Consider the following 18,280-nt stretch of genomic DNA (forward strand, 5'->3'; position numbering starts at 1 on the left):
TTTAATAAATAATCAGAATTTAACATCGAATAATCCAGTTAAAATCAACTTTTAAAGCCTGTAAACGTTTAAACAATAATGATAAAAAATACTTGCCTGCATGGCAGTAATCAGCGAAATTAGTCAGCTGAATTTTCCCCTCTTTAAACAAAGTCGCGAAAGTTTTACACAATAACGCCGACTTAATTCCTGATAAAAAACAGGATTGCAAAACCAGAGGTACATAAGTGTCAACTGCAAACAACAACAGTGATGGCGTGTCGAGCCTTAACTCTTTTCGGCAACCAAAAGCGTTTTATCTGATATTTTCCATCGAGTTATGGGAGCGTTTTGGTTTCTATGGCCTGCAGGCCATTATGGCTGTCTATCTGGTCAGACAGCTGGGTATGTCAGAAGCCGAATCTATTACCCTTTTCTCTTCATTCAGCGCGCTGGTATATGGCCTGGTGGCGATAGGTGGCTGGCTGGGTGATAAAGTACTGGGCACAAAACGCGTGATCATTCTTGGCGTAATGGTGCTGGCGCTGGGCTATGCCACTGTGGCCTGGTCGGGCCATAACGTTACGCAGGTATATGTCGGCATGGCCACCATTGCCGTCGGCAGCGGCCTGTTTAAAGCCAACCCTTCTTCGCTGCTATCAACCTGCTATGAAAAAGACGATCCGCGCCTCGATGGCGCCTTTACCATGTTCTACATGGCCATCAATATCGGCTCATTTATCTCAATGATGCTGACCCCGTGGCTGGCGGCTAAATATGGCTGGAGCGTGGCATTCTCTTTATCGGTTATCGGTCTGATCATCACCCTGTTCAACTTCCTGTTCTGTCAGCGCCAGGTTAAAAACAATGGTTCAAAACCTGACTTCGCCGCGCTGCACTTTGGCAAACTGCTCGCTACGCTGCTGGGCGTCGTGGCACTGATTGCCATTGCGACCTGGCTGCTGCACCATCAGGATATCGCGCGTATTGCGCTGAGCGTGGTGGCCGTTGGCATCGTCGTTATTTTTGCTAAGGAAGCATTTGCCTTACATGGTACGGCCCGGCGCAGAATGATTGTCGCCTTCCTGCTAATGGTTGAAGCCATCGTCTTCTTTGTGCTTTACATGCAGATGCCAACCTCACTGAACTTCTTTGCCATTCGTAACGTCGAGCACTCGATTTTTGGCTTTGCCTTTGAACCGGAACAGTTTCAGGCGCTGAACCCGATGTGGATTATGGTCGCCAGCCCCATTCTTGCCGCGGTGTATAACAAAATGGGTGACCGCATGCCGATGCCGCATAAATTCGCCTTCGGCATGGTGCTGTGCTGCTGTGCCTTTATGGTGCTGCCGCTGGGAACTAAATTTGCCAGCGAAGCGGGAATTGTGCCGGTCAGCTGGCTGATCCTGAGCTATGCGTTGCAAAGCATTGGCGAGCTGATGATCTCTGGTCTGGGGCTGGCCATGGTTGCCCAGCTGGTTCCCCAGCGTCTGATGGGCTTTATCATGGGGTCGTGGTTCCTGACCACCGCCGGCGCGGCTCTCGTTGCGGGTAAAGTAGCCAATCTGATGGCGGTGCCAGACAACGTGAACGACCCGCTGGAATCACTGCACATTTACGGTCACGTTTTTATGCAGATCGGAATTGCTACCGGCGTGATTGCCGTGCTAATGCTGCTGACCGCGCCGCTGCTTAATCGCATGACCCAGGATAACCAGCCAAAACAGCTGGAACAGCCGGAAACCACCGCCAGCTGAGTGCAACAGGTGGCGCCGCAACGGCGTCACCTTCGCTGTTATTCCCCGCTGATATTGCGCCCGCGCACTGTTTTTTCGCCCCAGCCCACTTATGATGACGTTATCCTTTGAACCTACAGGAGATCATAATGAAACTGTACACCAAGGCCGGAGCCTGTTCACTTTCCCCTCATATCATCCTGCGTGAAACCGGGCTTGATTTCACCCTGATAAACGTTGATTTAAAAGCCCGCACAACGGAACAGGGAGAGGATTACCTGACTATCAATCCCAAAGGTCAGGTACCGGCTCTGCAGCTTGATGACGGCAGCGTGCTGACTGAAGGCCAGGCGATCGTCCAGTATCTCGCCGACCTTAAGCCGGACCGTCATCTGCTGGAACCGACGGGCAACATGGCGCGCTATCGTACCCTTGAGTGGCTAAGCTATATTTCCAGCGAGCTGCACAAAAGCTTTTCGCCGCTGTTCCGCCCCGGTACGAGCGATGAAATGAAGCAGCAATGCCGAAGCGTGCTTGAGCAAAAGTTCCGCTACGTTGACAGCATGCTGCCTGACCAGTGCTGGCTGACGGGTAATTATTTCACGGTGGCCGACGCTTATCTTTTCACCGTATTACGCTGGGGTCATGCCCTGAAGCTGAATCTGGCAGAATTGGCCGCGCTGGAAGCATGGCGTCAACGCGTGGCGCAGCGTCCGGCGGTTATCGCGGCATTACAGGCTGAAGGTCTGAGCTAAATGAGGAGTCCGGGGGCGCTGCGCCCCCGGTTTATTACAGTTTTTCCGCCGCAAAGTGCTGTTCCGGACGGGCGATGCGATCCTGCGCGGCAACCAGCTGCAGTTCGTACTCCCCCATCTGGTGAGTCGTCAGCATCACTTCATATACTGCGGCGGTAACGTGCTCCAGCGCCGCCTGCAATGACTGACCCTGTAGCAGATTAACCAGCAGCAAGCCGCTGGTCAGATCGCCGACGCCAACGGGCTGACGCACGCCAAAATCCACCAGCGGCCGGCTGATGTGCCAGGCTTCATCGGCAGTGACCAGCAGCATCTCAAAACGATCGCTGCGGCGACCGGCGCGAGCCAGATGTTTAACCAGCACCACGCGCGGACCGCGAGCAATCAGTTCGCGGCTGGCCGCTACGGCCTCTTCTACGGAAGCCACCGGATGCTCGCTGAGCATTTCCAGCTCAAGCAGATTAGGCGCGATCATATCCGCCGCCGGCAGTGCGCTGCGCACGTGAAACTCCGCCACGCCCGGCGCGACAATACAGCCCTTTTCGGGATGGCCCATCACCGGATCGCAGAAATACCACGCATCGGGATTTGCCGCCTTTACCTGACGAACTATCTCAAGGATCTGTTCGCCCTGCTCAGCCGATCCCAGATAGCCGCTCAGTACCGCGCTACAGGTCTTTAACCTGTCAATGTCGGCGATACCCTGGCTAATTTCGGTCAGATGCTGCGCCGGCATCACGATACCGGTCCATTGGCCGTACTGAGTATGATTAGAAAACTGTACGGTATTAAGCGGCCAGACGTTGGCGCCCAGCCGCCGCATAGGAAATTCCGCCGCGCTGTTTCCCGCATGACCATAAACAGTATGTGATTGAATAGAGAGAATGTTTTTCATAGGCAATGTAATGCTCCCCGCCAAAGAAAAAGGCCGGTTCCCGCCGGCCCTGTTTTACTGGTAATTACTGCTGCCAGCAGCCAAGACAATAATGTTTTTTACCGCGACGCAGCAGCGTGTAGCGCGCAAAAAGCCGGTCAGCGGCACTGAAGCGGTACTCGGCATCGCTCTGCTTTTCACCGTTAATACTGACCGCATTTGACGCAATCATTGTGCGCGCCTGGCCACGGGATGGCACCAGCTCTGCTTTTACCAGCGCCTGCTGGAGATCGTCTTGCTCCTGCAATTCGATGGTTGGCATACCATCCTGCGCCAGCTGCTCGAAATCAGCTTCGGTCAGCGCGCTCAGCGCGCCGGAGAACAGGCTTTCGGTAATACGCCTGGCGGCGCTGAGACCGGCCTCGCCATGAACCAGCCGCGTTACCTGCTCAGCCAGCACGTACTGCGCGCGCGGCGCCTTACCGCTATTTTTATCTTCCTGCTCAAGCGCATTGATTTCATCAATGCTAAGGAAAGTGAAGAATTTCAGGAAGCGATAGACATCGGCATCGGCGGTATTAATCCAGAACTGATAGAACTTATAAGGACTGGTTTTTTTCGCATCGAGCCAGACCGCACCGCCTTCGGTTTTGCCGAACTTGGTGCCATCTGCTTTGGTAATTAACGGAACAGTCAGCCCCCAAGCTTGCTGCTGATGCAGGCGGCGGGTCAGGTCAATACCGGAAGTAATGTTACCCCACTGATCCGAGCCGCCAATCTGCAGAACGACGCCGTGACGCTTGTTCAGCTCGGCAAAGTCATAGCCCTGAAGCAGGTTGTAGGAAAATTCGGTGTATGAAATCCCCTGATCTTCACGGTTAAGGCGCTGTTTTACCGCTTCCTTATTGATCATCTGGTTAACTGAAAAGTGCTTACCAATATCACGCAGGAAGGTCAGCACGTTCATGTCGCCAAACCAGTCATAGTTGTTCGCCGCAATAGCGCTGTTATCACCGCAGTCGAAGCTCAGGAAAGGCGCAACCTGACGGCGGATTTTTTCCACCCAATCATTGACGGTGTCGGTAGAATTAAGCTTACGCTCCGCAGCCTTGAAGCTGGGGTCGCCGATCAGACCGGTGGCACCGCCCACCAGCGCCACCGGTTTGTGGCCCGCATCCTGGAAGCGTTTCAGACAAAGAAGCGGCACCAGATGGCCCAAATGCAAGCTGTCTGCGGTCGGATCGAAGCCGCAATACAAAGCAATTGGCCCTTGCGCCAGCCGCTCTGCTAACGCCGCCTCATCCGTTACCTGAGCCACCAGGCCCCGCTCTTGCAATTGTTGAATCAGGTTACTGCCAGTCATCGAAGGCTCCATGTAAAACATCTGTACCTGGCCGGTACACAGCTTTCCGCTGAGATGCGGATAAAATGAGGCGTATAGCATAAAGCGCTGACGCCCATCGTGCCAGCGCTTAAGGGGATTATTTGTTGCTGTCAGGGCGCCAGGCGGTCGATTTGCCAGCCGCTGTCGGCGCGCTGATAAATAAAGCGGTCATGCAGGCGGTGCGCGCCGCCCTGCCAGAATTCAAAGGTATTGATTTTAATGCGGTAGCCGCCCCAAAAGCTGGGCAATGGAATTTCGCCGTGCTGGAACTTTTGCTTAAGCTCAAGAAACTTACCCTCCAGCACGCCACGCGCCGAAATGCGGCTGGACTGGTTCGATGCCCAGGCGCCGATCTGGCTATCACGCGGGCGGCTGTGAAAATACTTGACCACTTCGAGCGTAGAAAGCTTTTCAGCTTCACCGAGCACCATCACCTGGCGCTCCAGCATATGCCAGGGAAAATGCAGGCTGATACGCTGATTGTTCTCCAGGTGCTTCGCCTTGCGGCTGCCGAGATTGGTATAAAACACCATGCCGCGCGCATCGAAATGTTTTAGCAGAACGATGCGCTGATAGGGCTGTCCCTGCGCATCAACCGTTGCCACCGTCATCGCCGTCGGGTCAGGCAGCCCGGCCTCAACCGCCTGGTTTATCCAGTGATTAAATAAATCAGCCGGATCGTCGGGTAAATCGTTACGGCGTAAACCGCCACGAATATATTCCCGACGCAGGCTGGCGATATTCTGTAAAAGATCCTTGTCACTCATTGTTCAACTCCCTTAAACCGGCAGCTCACTGCTGCAGCTGGCAGTCATTAATAATGATTTTGTCATTACGTTCAACGAAAGCGCTGTCGCCTTTTGACCAGAATACATAGGTATCATCGGCATAGCGCGTACCGGATGCAGCACGGGTCTGTTTAAGAACCCGCGGGGTGCCATCCAGAATCAGTTTCACCTGCTGCTGACTGTTATCCAGCTGCACCGTAAGCGGCAAGGTTCCGCAAGTGTAATGTAAGGTTTTTTGCTGATCCTGCGACGCCGATTGCAGGCTATTACAGCCTGCCAACAGCATCGCCGCACCCAGCGCGGCAATAGAATAGCCTTTCATGCTTGTTTCCTTTTTCAACGTATCAGAGAGTTCGCCGGGTATATGGCACCAAGCACCGTGGCTTCGCGCGCGCCGGTGACTGCCGGCAGGTTGCCCGGTAAACCACTTAGCGTACGCCAGGCAAGCCAGGAGAAAGCCAGCGCTTCCATATCATCACCATTTATACCGGCCTCATCGGTGCTGGCAACTTCAATCCCGGCCAGTGCCGAGGCTAAACGCGCCATTAACCGCGGATTACGGCTGCCGCCGCCGCATACCAGCAGGCGGTCGCAGCCGCCATGAAGCATTACCTGCTCGGCAATAGTGATAGCGCTAAGCTCCACCAGGGTAGCCTGTACGTCCTCAGGACGCACGCCCGGAAACGGGCTTAGCTGCTTTTCCAGCCAGCTGAGATTAAAATATTCGCGGCCGGTGCTCTTCGGCGCAGGCAGCATAAACCAAGGGTCGGCCAGCATATGCTGCAGTAGTGGCAACAGTATCCGCCCCGTTGCAGCCCACTCGCCATCTTTATCTAATGCCTTCCCCTGCTGCTGCCAGATCCAGGCATCGAGCAGCATATTGCCCGGTCCGGTGTCATACCCCATCACTGTTTGTCCTGGAAACAGCAGTGAAAGATTAGCGATGCCGCCAATGTTAAGGATCATTCGCCGTTCATGGGGATGCATCAGTACCGCCTGATGGAAAGCCGGCACCAGCGGCGCGCCCTGGCCGCCCAGCGCCATGTCACGACGGCGGAAATCGCCAACGACGGTGATTCCCGTTAGCGCGGCAATAATATTGTTATCTCCGATTTGTATACTGTGAGGCGCCTCGCTTTGCGGTTCGTGCCAGACGGTCTGACCATGGCAGCCAATAGCCACCACATCCTCAGCAGAGAGCTGCTCCTGCTTAAGTAATGCTAAGACGGCTTCAGCAAATAGCCGCCCCAACCGGTGATCTAACTGCCCCAGCTGGGAGAGCGTCAGGCTTTGTCCCTGGCATACAGCGAGAACCTGCTGGCGTAGCTCTGCCGGCATTGGGCAACAATATCGGGCCTGCTGCGCAACCATGTTTTCATCAATAACCGCCAGTACCACATCAACGCCATCGAGGCTGGTGCCTGACATTACTCCAATATAACGTCCTGAATTCATAAAAATATCCCGGCTTCGCCGCTGCTGGCAGTAATTGTTAGCCTGGCAAAAAGCCGCAGGCAATTCTATGATTAAATATCGTTTTTTGAAATTCAGCGATATCTGACCCGCTTTTAGGGCCTCAGCCTTAACACAATTGAACCCGGGTTTAAGTTTCGTGGTCTATGCTGTGCGTTTTTCGCCACGTTAATGGTGAAAGATGATTCCAGTCCGGCCTTTGCCATATAATTAAGTTGTAAGTTGGTCTTTAACTGGCCAGTTGTTCTACAAAGGAGCGTTAACAATGATCAAGCGTTTATTTATCGTGGCATTAGCCGGAATAACGCTGGCAGGTTGTGTCAGTAATGACACCCTTTCCGGTGACACCTATAGCGCATCGGAAGCTAAACAAGTCCAGAGCGTAAGCTATGGCACCGTCGTTCACGTCCGTCCGGTAAAAATTCAGGGCGGTGATGATAGCAATGTAATTGGCGCTATTGGCGGCGCTGTGCTGGGTGGATTCCTCGGTAACACCATTGGCGGTGGCACCGGACGTAGTCTGGCAACCGCTGGCGGCGCCGTCGCAGGTGCGGTGGCAGGCCAGGGCGTGCAGGGCGCGTTGAACAAAACTAACGGCGTTGAGCTGGAGATTCGTAAAGATGATGGCAACACCATCATGGTGGTTCAGAAGCAGGCTGCCAGCCGCTTCGCCGTTGGCCAGCGCGTGGTGATGGCTTCAAACGGTAGCCAGGTCACCGTCTCTCCGCGTTAAGTTAGTCGCGTCTAAAAACAAACGGCATCGCAAGCGATGCCGTTTTGTTATTCCTGTCTCTCTTTACCGTGTAGCTCGCTGATATTACGTTCGAGCCGGGCGATCAGCGTAACCATTTGTTCCACTTCCTGGCGTGAAATGCCAAATAATATGTCGTGACGAGTCGCATCAATGACGTGCTCAACCTGAGTAATGATTGGCTCAGCCTGCTTTGTCAATTTGATACGCTTAGCACGGCGATCGCTGGGACAGGTGGTACGGGTAATCAGCCCTTTTTCTTCCAGCTGATCCAGAGTCCGTACCAGCGATGGCTGCTCAATGCCTATCGCTTTGGCCAGCTGAATCTGGGACTGCTCGGGAGGGAGCTGGTGAATATTATGCAAAGTAACCCAATGAGTCTGGGTAAGTTCAAGCGGCTTAAGCCGATGATCGATTAACGCACGCCAGATACGCACCAGCCTGGACAGATCCGTTCCTAATGATGTATCCAATTTCCTCTCCTTATAATTAGCTTGCTAGCTATTAGGCATCATTTTAGACTATTCTGCGAGTTTACAGGACGAAATACAAATTAATGGTCAACCAACGACATAAATGCGTAGTTGTCATACGATGACCATCACTTACGGTAAAGGAGTACAAGGTTATGCACACCCCGCTGTCGCCACTTACGGACCTGGTTTTTGGCGCATCCCTGCTATTTCCTCCCATCTTTAAAGCCGTTGTTGCCGGCTTTTTCTTCTGGTTATTGATCCACCCCCTGCTACGCGGCTGGCTTTACTCCGGTGAAATCTGGCATCCGACGCTAATGGACTTGTCCATTTTTGTGCTGTGCGTCGCCGCAGCAATGTTGCTAATGACCGTTTGGTAAGAAATATGAAACTCAGTTCATTAAAATACTTTTCTACGCTGATTTTTTTTGCCGCCGCGCTGTGCGCTGGCTGGTGGTTGTGGAGTTATTACATGCAATCGCCCTGGACCAGGGATGGCCGGGTCAGAGCGGAGCTGGTGGATATCGCTCCGCAGGTGTCCGGTCGCATCGACCAGCTGCTGGTAAAAGATAATCAGTTCGTCCATAAGGGCGATTTATTATTTACCCTCGATCCGCGCCCTTTTCAGATAGCCGTGCTTACGGCCGAATCGCAGCTGGCAAAAGCGCGCTCGGCGCTGGCGAAAGCCCAGCATGAGGCAGCACGACGCCGCAGCCTGCCTAAAAACACCATTTCCGCCGAAGACCTCGATGCCGCTAACCTTAACGCCGCCTCAGCACAGGCAGCCACTCAGGCAGCGCAAGCGGCGCTGGATCAGGCGCAATGGGATTTACAACAGACGAAGGTGTTCGCTCCCGGTGATGGCTGGGTCAGCAATCTTCTGACACGTTCAGGTAACTATGCCAGCAGCGGCAAGGCGGTATTTGCCATTGTCGATAGCCACTCTTTTTACATTATGGGCTATTTTGAAGAAACCAAGCTGCGTCATATCCACCCCGGCGCCATCGCTGATATTGCGCTTTACAGCGATAATCGCCATTTACAGGGCGTGGTAGAAAGCATCGGCCATGTCATCTACGATCAGAGCCTCGCCAGCGACAGCGGCCTGGTGCCCAATATCACGCCCAGCGTGCCCTGGGTTCGGCTGGCGCAGCGGATACCGGTCAGGATCCGCCTGACGCAGATGCCAAAAGGGGTGAGGCTGGTCGCGGGAACCACCTGTACCATAACCATCCAGCAATGAGGTCGGTGATGAAATTACGCCGACCCGACCTGCATCAACTTCCGTGGATTAAAGCCAGCGCCGCGCAGTGGCGTTATGCGTTGCGCAATGCCCTGGCGATGTGCCTGGCGCTGAGCATTGCCTACGGCCTTGATCTGAGCGAGCCTTACTGGGCAATGACTTCAGCGGCGGTTGTCAGCTTTCCGACCGTTGGCGGCGTTATCAGCAAAAGTCTCGGACGCATTGCAGGCAGCCTGCTGGGAGCAATCGCAGCAATTATCATTGCCGGACATACCCTCAATGAACCATGGCTTTTCACCCTGAGCATTGCCAGCTGGCTGGCGCTTTGCACCTGGATTGCCAACCACTTTCAGAACAATGTCGCCTACGCCTTCTCACTGGCAGGTTACACGGCGGCGATTATTGTATTCAGCACGGTGGATGTCAGCGGTATCAGCCAGCTGTGGGACATTACCCAGGCGCGGGTTTGCGAAGTGATAACCGGCATCCTCTGCGCCGGGCTGATGATGATGATATTACCCAGCACCTCCGATGGCGATACCCTGGTAAACTCGCTGCACGCCATGCATCAACGCCTGCTGACACATGCCGGGCTGATGCTGCAGCAGCAAAATACGGACGGTATTCGCAGCGCCCATGAGCAGGTTATCGGCCAGATCCTGACGATGAATTTACTGCGGATTCAGGCCTTCTGGAGCCATTATCGCTTTCGTCGGCAGAATCATGTGCTGAATTATGTTTTACATCAGCAGCTGAAGCTAACCAGCATTATATCCAGCCTGCGCCGCATGCTGGTAAACTGGGACCAGCCGCCAGCGCGCATTTTTCACGGTACGACGCAGCTGCTGGAGGCGCTAAAGGGCAGCGATGCCAGCAAGTATGATATAGCAAGGCTACTGGCCGCTATGGCGCCCACTCCCGACAGCGATTATCGCCACCGGGCCTACTGGCAGCGCCTGCGTTATTTCAGCATGGCCTACCTCAACATCGAGCGCTGGATACGCCAGTTCGAACGCGCGGATGCCGATGCCCTCCTCTCCCCGCCTGCGGTTTCAGCCCTGGCGCGCTATTCCGACAGCGCCGAAGCGGGCTGGAGTGCCCTGCGTACCTTTTGCGCCATCGTTTTCGGCTGCGCCTTCTGGATGCGCACCCAGTGGGACGCCGGCAGCGCTGCGCTGACGTTAACCGCCATTAGCTGCGTACTTTACTCATCGTCGCCATCACCCGCCAGCAGCGTTTCGCAGCTGCTGCGTACCCTGCTGCTATTGTGCGTTTTTAGCTTTGTTATGAAGTTTGCCATTATGGTGCAGATAACCGTGCTGTGGCAGTTTTTGCTGGTGTTATTTCCTTTAGTTATCACCCTGCAGCTCTGCAAACTGCAACAGAAAAAACTGGCACCGCTGTGGGCGCAATTTATCGTATTTATGGGTTCGTTTCTGGCAGTCAGTAATCCCCCCGATTATGATTACCAGCTGTTTCTCAATGATAATATTGCCAAAGTTTGTGGCGTACTTATCGCCTGGCTGGCATTTCAGATGTTGCGCCCCAGCTCCGATAAAAGACGTAGCCGTCGACAAATACGCGCTCTGCGCCGGGACTTTCGCGATCAGCTTGGACGTCGGCCTCAGCTTAGCGAGCAGCAGTTTGAGTCGCGCATCTATCATCGCATCAGCCAGCTTTCCAACAGCCGGGATGAACAAGCCCGCGTCTGGCTACTGCGCTGGGGCGTGGTGTTGCTTAACGCTTCGCACATTCTCTGGCAGCTACGCCAGTGGCACAGTGGAAACGGGATGCTGGTACAGATGCGTGACGCGGCAATAAAAGGACTGGAAAAGATCATCAGCGAACGCGGCGTGCGCCACAGTTCACTGGGCGTGGTTCTAAGCGAGCTGGATTCGATGATCGGGCAGCTGAATGCCAGCCAGCAGCCCGATGCCATTGAGCTGGCTGGCATCCTCTGGCGTCTGTACTGCTCCCTTTCGCAGCTTGGCCAGGCGCTAGCGGTCGATACGGCTACAGCCCAACGCTAAAACAGTGAAGGCTGTTCAGGATCTGGCGGCGCGCTGTGCTTAGCTGCGCGCTGCAGACGCATGTAGCGCTGGCGGCACAGCCGCAGCACCTCGCGCTTTTCACTGTCGCTGAATTTACTCCAGTTAAAACGTTCATCGCGGCTTCGCAGGCAACCCCGGCAATAGCCGCGCGCGTCCGCCTGACAAATACCACGACAGGGGCTGGGAACCGGAAAAAACTCAAGCTGTTCTGCCACATCCCCTCCGCGTTGAGAACCCTGGGTTAATTGAAGTGCTTCACATCCTGATGCGCAAGCAACCTTGACAAAAAAGTCGACGCTGCGCTGGCAATCGTCAGGCTATTAGCACCATTAACAAAGTAGATTGCAAGTCGGATTGGGCTGGAATGTGACAAATTGAATGCATCGTACCAGCGCGCGCATCGAGATATGATCCGTTTGTGCCTGAAAGGCCGTTTGTTGGTTGCTGTCGACCGAATGGTCTATTACTCTGTTGCCATGAAAACGATGCGAACAGATACCCGAGAACACGTGCTGGAAACCGGTGAGCGCCTTTGTACCCAGCGCGGCTTCACCGGCGTCGGCCTGATTGAATTACTTAAGGAAGCGGGCGTTCCTAAGGGGTCGTTTTATTACTATTTTCCCTCGAAAGAAGCATTTGGCGTAGCCATGCTTGAGCGCTATTTTGCCCGCTATGTTAAGCAGTTTCAGGCCTGGTTTGACGCCGCCCCCGACCAGCCGCGTCAGCGGTTGCTGGATTATTATCAGCAGTCACTTTCCACCTGGTGTCAGGAACCAACCTTTGCCGGCTGTCTGTCGGTGAAAATTTCAGCCGAAGTGTGCGATCTTTCAGAATCCATGCGCACCTCGCTGCAGCAGGGTTCAACCGCGCTCATCGCCGTTATTAGCCGGGTGCTGGAGCAGGCGGAAGCGCGTCAGCAACTGACGTTGTTCACCAGCGCACAAAGCACGGCCGAGCGTATCTATACCCTTTGGCTGGGCGCCAGTCTGCACAGCAAAATTTGCCGCAGCAGCGCCCCGCTGATTAATGCCAGGGAAGAAATGGCGCGTATGCTGCCACTTCCTGTTTAAAAAAAACCGTTACTAGTCGACCAGTCTACCTGGAGTTATTATGTCACTGAAAAAACTGTTTACCCCTTTGCAGCTCGGCGCGATAACCGCACCCAATCGCATTCTTATGGCTCCCCTTACCCGCTTACGTAGCATTGAGCCCGGTGACATTCCTACGCCGCTAATGGGCGAATATTATCGCCAGCGCGCCAGCGCCGGTCTTATCATTAGCGAAGCGACACAAATTTCCGCCCAGGCGAAAGGCTACGCCGGCGCGCCGGGGCTTCATTCGTCCGAGCAGATTTCCGCCTGGAAATCGATTAACGCCGGCATTCATCAGGATGGTGGTCGCAGTGCAGTACAGCTATGGCACACCGGGCGTATTTCTCACGTCAGCGTCCAGCCTGGCGGACTGAGCCCGGTTTCCGCGTCGGCCATTAACGCCGAAACCCGCACCTCACTGCGTGACGCGCAAGGACGTGCGATTCGTGAAGACACCTCTACCCCGCGCGCCCTTGAAACCTCAGAGATAAAAGGCATTGTTAACGATTTCCACCAGGCGGTCATCAACGCCCGCGAAGCGGATTTTGACCTGGTAGAATTACACTCCGCACACGGCTATCTGATTCATCAGTTCCTCTCACCCGCATCGAATCAGCGTACCGATGAATACGGCGGCAGCGTTGAAAATCGCACGCGCTTTGCGCTTGAAGTCGTCGATGCGGCGATTGCCGCCTGGGATGCCGGGCGCATTGGCATTCGCATCTCCCCGCTGGGTCCGTTCAACGGCCTTGATAACGGTGAGGATCAAGAAGCTGCCGCGCTCTATTACCTGAAAGAACTGGCAAAACGTAAGCTGGCCTTTCTGCATATTTCCGAGCCGGACTGGGCGGGAGGCAAACCTTACAGCCTCGAATTCCGTAAGGCGATTCGGGCTAATTATCCCGGCGTGATTGTCGCGGCGGGCGGCTATACGCCAGAGAAAGCAGAAGCGCTAATTGAGCAAGGGCTGATTGATGCGGTGGCATTTGGCCGCAGCTATATTGCCAACCCTGATTTGGTTGAGCGTCTGCAGCAAAATGCACCACTAAGCGCCCCCAAGCCGGAAACCTTTTACGGCGGTGGCGCGGAAGGCTATACCGACTACCCGCGCCTGACGGACTGATATAGCACCATTTGACTTAACAGATTAAAATGCGGCGGCAACGCCGCTATACTGTTTCTTTGCAGATTATTTTAAGAGGATGTTATGCGCTTACTTCATACCATGCTGCGCGTTGGCGATTTGCAGCGCTCCATTGATTTTTATACCCGCGTGCTGGGTATGCGCGTGCTGCGTCAAAGCGAGAACAGCGAATATAAATACACCCTGGCTTTCGTTGGTTACAGCGAAGAGAGCGAAGGCGCAGTTATTGAGCTGACCTATAACTGGGGCGTAGACAGCTATGAGCTGGGCACCGCCTACGGGCATATTGCTCTGGGCGTTGATGACGTTGCAGCAACCTGCGATCGCATTCGCCAGGCGGGCGGCAACGTTACCCGCGAAGCCGGTCCGGTAAAAGGCGGCACCACGATTATCGCCTTTGTTGAAGATCCGGATGGCTACAAAATTGAGCTGATCGAAAATAAACAAGCATCAGCGGGCCTCGGCAACTAATCCCAGCGGCGGCCATCGCGCCGCCCTTGCTTTCCGAGGCTGCTGCATCTGAAGCCAAAATTTGCCATAATGCGCGCTGCCATTTTTACTGCAAGAGCGCCTGATGTCTGATACCAACGATCTGAATACCCTCGCCAGCCGCTTTCGCGGTTTTTATCCTGTGGTTATTGATGTTGAAACCGCTGGCTTTGATGCCAAAACCAACGCGCTGCTGGAAATAGCGGCGGTGACGCTAAAAATGGATCGGGAAGGCTGGCTGGAGCAGGATGAAAAACTGCACTTTCACGTCACGCCCTTTGAAGGCGCCGTACTGCAGCCCGAAGCGCTGGCTTTTAACGGTATCGATCCGCATAATCCGCTACGCGGTGCTGTCAGCGAATATGACGCGCTGCACGCCATCTTTAAAATGGTGCGTAAAGGGGTTAAGGACAGCGGCTGTAACCGCGCAATTGTCGTCGCCCATAACGCCACCTTCGATCATACTTTCATGATGACTGCCGCCGAGCGCGTTAGCTTAAAGCGTAACCCTTTTCATCCCTTTGCCACTTTCGACACTGCGGCATTAAGCGGACTGGTGCTTGGCCAGACGGTGCTGGCACGGGCCTGCACAACGGCGGGTTTTGCCTTTGATCAGCAACAGGCGCATTCCGCGCTGTATGACACTGAACAGACGGCGCAGCTGTTCTGCGAACTGGTAAATCGCTGGAAACGGCTGGGTGGCTGGCCGCTGGCAAAAGCGGCAGAGGCGGCGGTTTAAGCTTGCCATCGCGCCATTAAAAAGGCGGCCCGAGGGCCGCCTGAGCAGGAATCAAGCGGATTTATTCCGCTTCATTGTATTTTGCCGCCGTCTCTTTAATCAGCGTCTGCAGTTCGCCACGCTGGAACATTTCCACCACGATATCACAACCGCCGACCAGTTCTCCGTCGACCCACAGCTGCGGAAAAGTCGGCCAGTTAGCGTATTTTGGCAGCTCCGCGCGAATATCAGGGTTCTGTAAAATATCGACATAAGCAAAACGCTCGCCGCAGGCGGAGAGCGCCTGCACAGTCTGGGCCGAAAAACCACAGCTCGGCAGCTTAGGTGAACCTTTCATGTATAGCAGGATTGGATTCTCTGCGATCTGACGCTGAATCTTTTCGACAGTACTCATATTTGCCTTCCTCTAAAGCGTTATCTCATGTCATTTTATTGTAGCGAGTGTGCGGGAAGGATGAAAATGACAATTTATCCAGGGTTATTCCGGCTGTCAGCCCGCAAAACTGCAGAATAACATGATGCGGCATCGTTAAAGGTAGAGCAATGTGCTTTTATGGCTTCATGGCTGACTATGGTGAATTAACCTGCTGATTATGTTTACAAAACCATCATTACATAGCGACACAATATTGATACAAAAAACTGCTTACCTTTTGCGAAAAATCTGGATTAGAATTGCCCGGCACTTCTGCTGCTTTAGCAGAAAAAATTTAATCCATTTAGCTTCTGATGTTATTGGAAGCATAACTTGTTGCTGCAAACGATGCGTTTACTGATCACGCTTTTTTTACTGGCATTTGCCCAAATTTTCATGAACATAGCTCATGCTTCGCCCAGGCCGGCGGTTAATATTGTCCATCACAAGGCGGAGAAAAGCCCGTCACGGGAAGATGAAAGACGTAAACGGCGTACGACAAAAGCCCCAACAGAGAAGAAAGTAAGAGAGACGCCGCAAAAGAAAAGCCGACTTGCCAGCATCAAAAAAATTCGTCTGAAAAAAAGAGAATCAGAACGAAAAACTGAAACCAGCAAGCCCCTTCATACTGAATCGGTCGCAGAGAAAAAATCACACCCGACGCGGCTATCCTCCCTGCGCGAGCGCAAACTGGTCGCCGAAAGGTCTGAGGAAAACCGCATCAGGCTACGCCGTCTTGCAGAAGAGAGGCGCCGCGATGAGCGTAAGCTGAGCTATCGCGAGCGTAAACATTACGGACGCAAAAGCCGCAGTGAATTACACCGGATAGCAAGCGAAAACGACAAACCACTGCACCTGAGTAAAAAACAGCTTGCTGAATTCCACAAAGTGCGCGCCACCGCCATGGCAAAACTGATGGATCAGCTGGGCAAACCCTACCTGTGGGGGGGAACCTCGCCAAGAACCGGTTTTGATTGTAGCGGTCTGGTGTGGTACGCCTATAAAGACCTGGTCAACTATAAGCTGCCCAGAACGGCGAACGAAATGTTCCACATGCGTGATGCCGCGCCGGTCAGTCGCGATCGGCTGCAAAGAGGTGACCTGGTCTTTTTCCATATCAGAGGACACCGGGGCGCAGACCACGTGGGTGTTTACCTCGGCGGAGGTAAGTTTATCCAGTCCCCCCGCACCGGTGAAGATATTCATATCAGCGAGCTGGCTGATAGCTACTGGCGGCGTCATTATCTCGGCGCTCGCCGTATGATGACACCCAGCACTATTCGCTGAAGTTACATAAACTCCACAATAAAACCATCGCCCCGGCTTGTTAATTATCCGGGGCGCACGCTATGTTGACATCAGTTTTTGTCAGATACCGCCCTGACTGGCAAGACGTCGGGAAGGGTCAGGAAGGAAGAATCAGCTTGCCGCTGAGAAAGGTAAAGCCTGCTGCGCTGAATCTTTCCAGCGACAGAGGAATCGGCTCCATCGGCCGGTAAACACCGTATCCCAGCAGGTAATACCATATTTGCGGCGCGGCATGTTGAGAGCCAACCCAATAAAATCCGGTTTCCATAATGCATGTCCGGCGATGAGTGGAGTACCCCCCTAACACAGCCAGCCAGCGATGTCGTGGCTATTTTTTAAGCGCAGCATTGTCGCCGCAGCGGCATCAGGCGCTGACGTCAGGTCCGGCCGCCGTCTGGCGGCTATTCAGGGCAGATGGCGTAAAGCAGGATAGGTAAAAAACAGCAGCTGCATCAGGTTTAAGCCAAAATGAAACAGCACGGCAACCCACAGCCTGCCGCTCCACATCCAGGCAATACCGTAAATCATGCCGGCCAAGCTGGCGAACAGCACCAGCATCATTCCGCCCTGGAAATGCATCGCGCCAAAAAACAGCGCCGAAACCACCAGCGCAGCCGCAGGATGCGCAACGCGCGCCAGGCGCTGTTGCAGATATCCCCGGAACAACGCCTCTTCCGCAAGCGAAACAAAAAAGATATTGGCAAGGGTAAACTCAGGCAGCCATTCGGGAACGTGAAACTCTGCGCGTAGCCCGCCGAGAAGGGTTGCCAGCCAAAGTAGCGCCGGCACCGCCGCCACCAGCAGCAGCCACTGCCAGCTAACGCGATGATGGCGTTTAGTGACAAAAAGCGTGCTGAGACAGCCCAGCAGGATAAAGGGAACCAGTGCCTTATCGAAGTTATAATACAGGGTGAATGGCAGGCTGTCGGGACTGACATGCACGCCGTCCAGTAGACGTAAATTATGAAAACCGGGTACCAGATGCAGCATCAGCGCAACGGCATCCGCCACCAGTAACGTTTCGGTTAACAGGCTACAAAGGCGGTACGGTTTTGCGTAGGCATGAATAAGCAAGAGAACGCCGGTTGCGGCAATCCATGCCAGTGCTACCCAGTCGAGAACGCCTACGGAACATCCCATCATGATGACGACGGCAAGTACAATTAGCCCGCACTTCTTACTGAAACGCAGTAACAGCAGGGCTAGGGCCAGGAGATCCCACATTTTAACTATCCCGGTGATTTTTTTATGCGAAAGATACGCTGACGATAGTCCAGGCAAGATAAACGACAGTAAAACGCCCTGCTTTGCCAGGTTAACTTTTCAAACCGCCAGCACGGTCCCACTGCAAGGCGTTAACAGCGGCTTAGTACTGGCGGACAAATAAAATTGAACGGCGCTGACGCTGAGCAATGAGATAGTGAAAACGGCGCATACCGCGATAACGTCTTGACTGCGCCTCGTGCCCCCGCGTCTTACGCCACTGAACGTGACGACGCATACGCCAGCGGGCGACTTCATTTCTGCTACGTCTCATAACTTTTATCCTTGTTATATGCTGAAGCCTGCATCCCGTTTTTTCTGCCA

The 18,280-nt window shown here is 54.0% G+C and carries 22 protein-coding genes; 11 read left to right on the forward strand and 11 right to left on the reverse strand.

Annotation, left to right across the window (positions count from 1 at the left end):
- Positions 1–227 precede the first annotated feature (227 nt).
- Positions 228–1,736 (forward strand): dipeptide/tripeptide permease DtpA, encoded by a 1,509-nt coding sequence (gene dtpA / locus BTJ39_RS08410; protein WP_078002236.1) that lies wholly within the window; start codon positions 228–230, stop codon positions 1,734–1,736.
- A gap of 128 nt (positions 1,737–1,864) precedes the next feature.
- Complete coding sequence (gstA, locus tag BTJ39_RS08415) at positions 1,865–2,470, forward strand: glutathione transferase GstA (protein ID WP_078002237.1); 606 nt, start codon at positions 1,865–1,867, stop codon at positions 2,468–2,470.
- Positions 2,471–2,504: 34 nt separating this feature from the next.
- Here the strand turns inward: gstA and pdxY are convergent, their stop codons facing one another.
- The 5 genes from pdxY to anmK form a co-directional block, all read right to left on the reverse strand.
- A complete protein-coding gene (gene pdxY, locus BTJ39_RS08420) occupies positions 2,505–3,365 on the reverse strand; it encodes a pyridoxal kinase PdxY (RefSeq protein ID WP_078002238.1) in 861 nt (286 codons plus the stop codon).
- A gap of 64 nt (positions 3,366–3,429) precedes the next feature.
- Complete coding sequence (tyrS, locus tag BTJ39_RS08425; protein WP_078002404.1) at positions 3,430–4,707, reverse strand: tyrosine--tRNA ligase; 1,278 nt, start codon at positions 4,705–4,707, stop codon at positions 3,430–3,432.
- Between the two features lie 131 nt (positions 4,708–4,838).
- Positions 4,839–5,495, reverse strand: a complete 657-nt coding sequence (gene pdxH, locus BTJ39_RS08430) for a pyridoxamine 5'-phosphate oxidase (RefSeq protein ID WP_078002239.1) — start codon at positions 5,493–5,495, stop codon at positions 4,839–4,841.
- 25 nt (positions 5,496–5,520) lie between these two features.
- Positions 5,521–5,838: an MliC family protein gene (locus tag BTJ39_RS08435; RefSeq protein WP_078002240.1), complete on the reverse strand. Its 318-nt coding sequence runs from the start codon at positions 5,836–5,838 to the stop codon at positions 5,521–5,523.
- Positions 5,839–5,852: 14 nt separating this feature from the next.
- Positions 5,853–6,971 (reverse strand): anhydro-N-acetylmuramic acid kinase, encoded by a 1,119-nt coding sequence (anmK, locus tag BTJ39_RS08440; protein ID WP_078002241.1) that lies wholly within the window; start codon positions 6,969–6,971, stop codon positions 5,853–5,855.
- 283 nt (positions 6,972–7,254) lie between these two features.
- Between anmK and slyB the strand changes: the two genes are divergently transcribed.
- Positions 7,255–7,722, forward strand: coding sequence for an outer membrane lipoprotein SlyB (gene slyB, locus BTJ39_RS08445; RefSeq protein WP_078002242.1), 468 nt, complete (start codon positions 7,255–7,257; stop codon positions 7,720–7,722).
- A gap of 47 nt (positions 7,723–7,769) precedes the next feature.
- Here the strand turns inward: slyB and slyA are convergent, their stop codons facing one another.
- A complete protein-coding gene (slyA, locus tag BTJ39_RS08450) occupies positions 7,770–8,213 on the reverse strand; it encodes a transcriptional regulator SlyA (protein ID WP_078002243.1) in 444 nt (147 codons plus the stop codon).
- A 155-nt stretch (positions 8,214–8,368) separates the two neighbouring features.
- Between slyA and BTJ39_RS08455 the strand changes: the two genes are divergently transcribed.
- The 3 genes from BTJ39_RS08455 to BTJ39_RS08465 are packed head-to-tail and all read left to right on the forward strand — an operon-like array spanning position 8,369 to position 11,486.
- Positions 8,369–8,593 carry a DUF1656 domain-containing protein gene (locus BTJ39_RS08455; protein WP_078002244.1) on the forward strand — a complete coding sequence of 75 codons (225 nt, stop codon included), beginning with the start codon at positions 8,369–8,371 and terminating at the stop codon, positions 8,591–8,593.
- Positions 8,594–8,598: 5 nt separating this feature from the next.
- Positions 8,599–9,456, forward strand: a complete 858-nt coding sequence (locus BTJ39_RS08460) for an efflux RND transporter periplasmic adaptor subunit (RefSeq protein WP_078002245.1) — start codon at positions 8,599–8,601, stop codon at positions 9,454–9,456.
- A gap of 8 nt (positions 9,457–9,464) precedes the next feature.
- Positions 9,465–11,486, forward strand: coding sequence for an FUSC family protein (locus tag BTJ39_RS08465; RefSeq protein WP_078002246.1), 2,022 nt, complete (start codon positions 9,465–9,467; stop codon positions 11,484–11,486).
- Here BTJ39_RS08465 and BTJ39_RS08470 read toward each other — a convergent pair.
- Positions 11,483–11,722 carry a DUF1289 domain-containing protein gene (locus BTJ39_RS08470; protein WP_078002247.1) on the reverse strand — a complete coding sequence of 80 codons (240 nt, stop codon included), beginning with the start codon at positions 11,720–11,722 and terminating at the stop codon, positions 11,483–11,485. The genes BTJ39_RS08465 and BTJ39_RS08470 overlap by 4 nt on opposite strands.
- Positions 11,723–11,983: 261 nt before the next feature.
- Between BTJ39_RS08470 and BTJ39_RS08475 the strand changes: the two genes are divergently transcribed.
- From BTJ39_RS08475 to rnt, 4 genes are all read left to right on the forward strand, one after another.
- Entirely contained in the window at positions 11,984–12,577 is a 594-nt protein-coding gene (locus BTJ39_RS08475; protein WP_078002405.1) for a TetR/AcrR family transcriptional regulator, read from the forward strand.
- A gap of 40 nt (positions 12,578–12,617) precedes the next feature.
- A complete protein-coding gene (gene nemA / locus BTJ39_RS08480) occupies positions 12,618–13,721 on the forward strand; it encodes an alkene reductase (protein WP_078002248.1) in 1,104 nt (367 codons plus the stop codon).
- A gap of 84 nt (positions 13,722–13,805) precedes the next feature.
- Complete coding sequence (gloA, locus tag BTJ39_RS08485; RefSeq protein ID WP_078002249.1) at positions 13,806–14,213, forward strand: lactoylglutathione lyase; 408 nt, start codon at positions 13,806–13,808, stop codon at positions 14,211–14,213.
- Between the two features lie 103 nt (positions 14,214–14,316).
- Positions 14,317–14,970, forward strand: coding sequence for a ribonuclease T (gene rnt / locus BTJ39_RS08490; RefSeq protein ID WP_078002250.1), 654 nt, complete (start codon positions 14,317–14,319; stop codon positions 14,968–14,970).
- Positions 14,971–15,031: 61 nt separating this feature from the next.
- On the opposite strand, the gene BTJ39_RS08495 is transcribed toward rnt, so the two are convergent.
- Positions 15,032–15,364 (reverse strand): Grx4 family monothiol glutaredoxin, encoded by a 333-nt coding sequence (locus tag BTJ39_RS08495; RefSeq protein ID WP_078002251.1) that lies wholly within the window; start codon positions 15,362–15,364, stop codon positions 15,032–15,034.
- A gap of 369 nt (positions 15,365–15,733) precedes the next feature.
- On the opposite strand from BTJ39_RS08495, the gene BTJ39_RS08500 reads away from it, so the two are divergent.
- Complete coding sequence (locus tag BTJ39_RS08500) at positions 15,734–16,672, forward strand: C40 family peptidase (RefSeq protein ID WP_078002406.1); 939 nt, start codon at positions 15,734–15,736, stop codon at positions 16,670–16,672.
- Between the two features lie 118 nt (positions 16,673–16,790).
- Here BTJ39_RS08500 and BTJ39_RS24810 read toward each other — a convergent pair whose 3' ends face one another.
- The 3 genes from BTJ39_RS24810 to BTJ39_RS24315 all read right to left on the reverse strand — a co-directional run bounded on the left by BTJ39_RS24810 (position 16,791) and on the right by BTJ39_RS24315 (position 18,230).
- Entirely contained in the window at positions 16,791–16,961 is a 171-nt protein-coding gene (locus BTJ39_RS24810; RefSeq protein WP_176110263.1) for a hypothetical protein, read from the reverse strand.
- Between the two features lie 137 nt (positions 16,962–17,098).
- Entirely contained in the window at positions 17,099–17,917 is an 819-nt protein-coding gene (locus tag BTJ39_RS08505; protein ID WP_078002252.1) for a CPBP family intramembrane glutamic endopeptidase, read from the reverse strand.
- A 142-nt stretch (positions 17,918–18,059) separates the two neighbouring features.
- The gene (locus tag BTJ39_RS24315; RefSeq protein ID WP_096777704.1) at positions 18,060–18,230 is read right to left on the reverse strand and encodes a YciY family protein; all 171 of its coding nucleotides are present in this window, start codon (positions 18,228–18,230) and stop codon (positions 18,060–18,062) included.
- Between the last annotated feature and the right edge of the window lie 50 nt (positions 18,231–18,280).

The organism is Izhakiella australiensis (genome assembly GCF_002006995.1).
GTDB classification, from domain to species: Bacteria; Pseudomonadota; Gammaproteobacteria; order Enterobacterales; family Enterobacteriaceae; genus Izhakiella; species Izhakiella australiensis.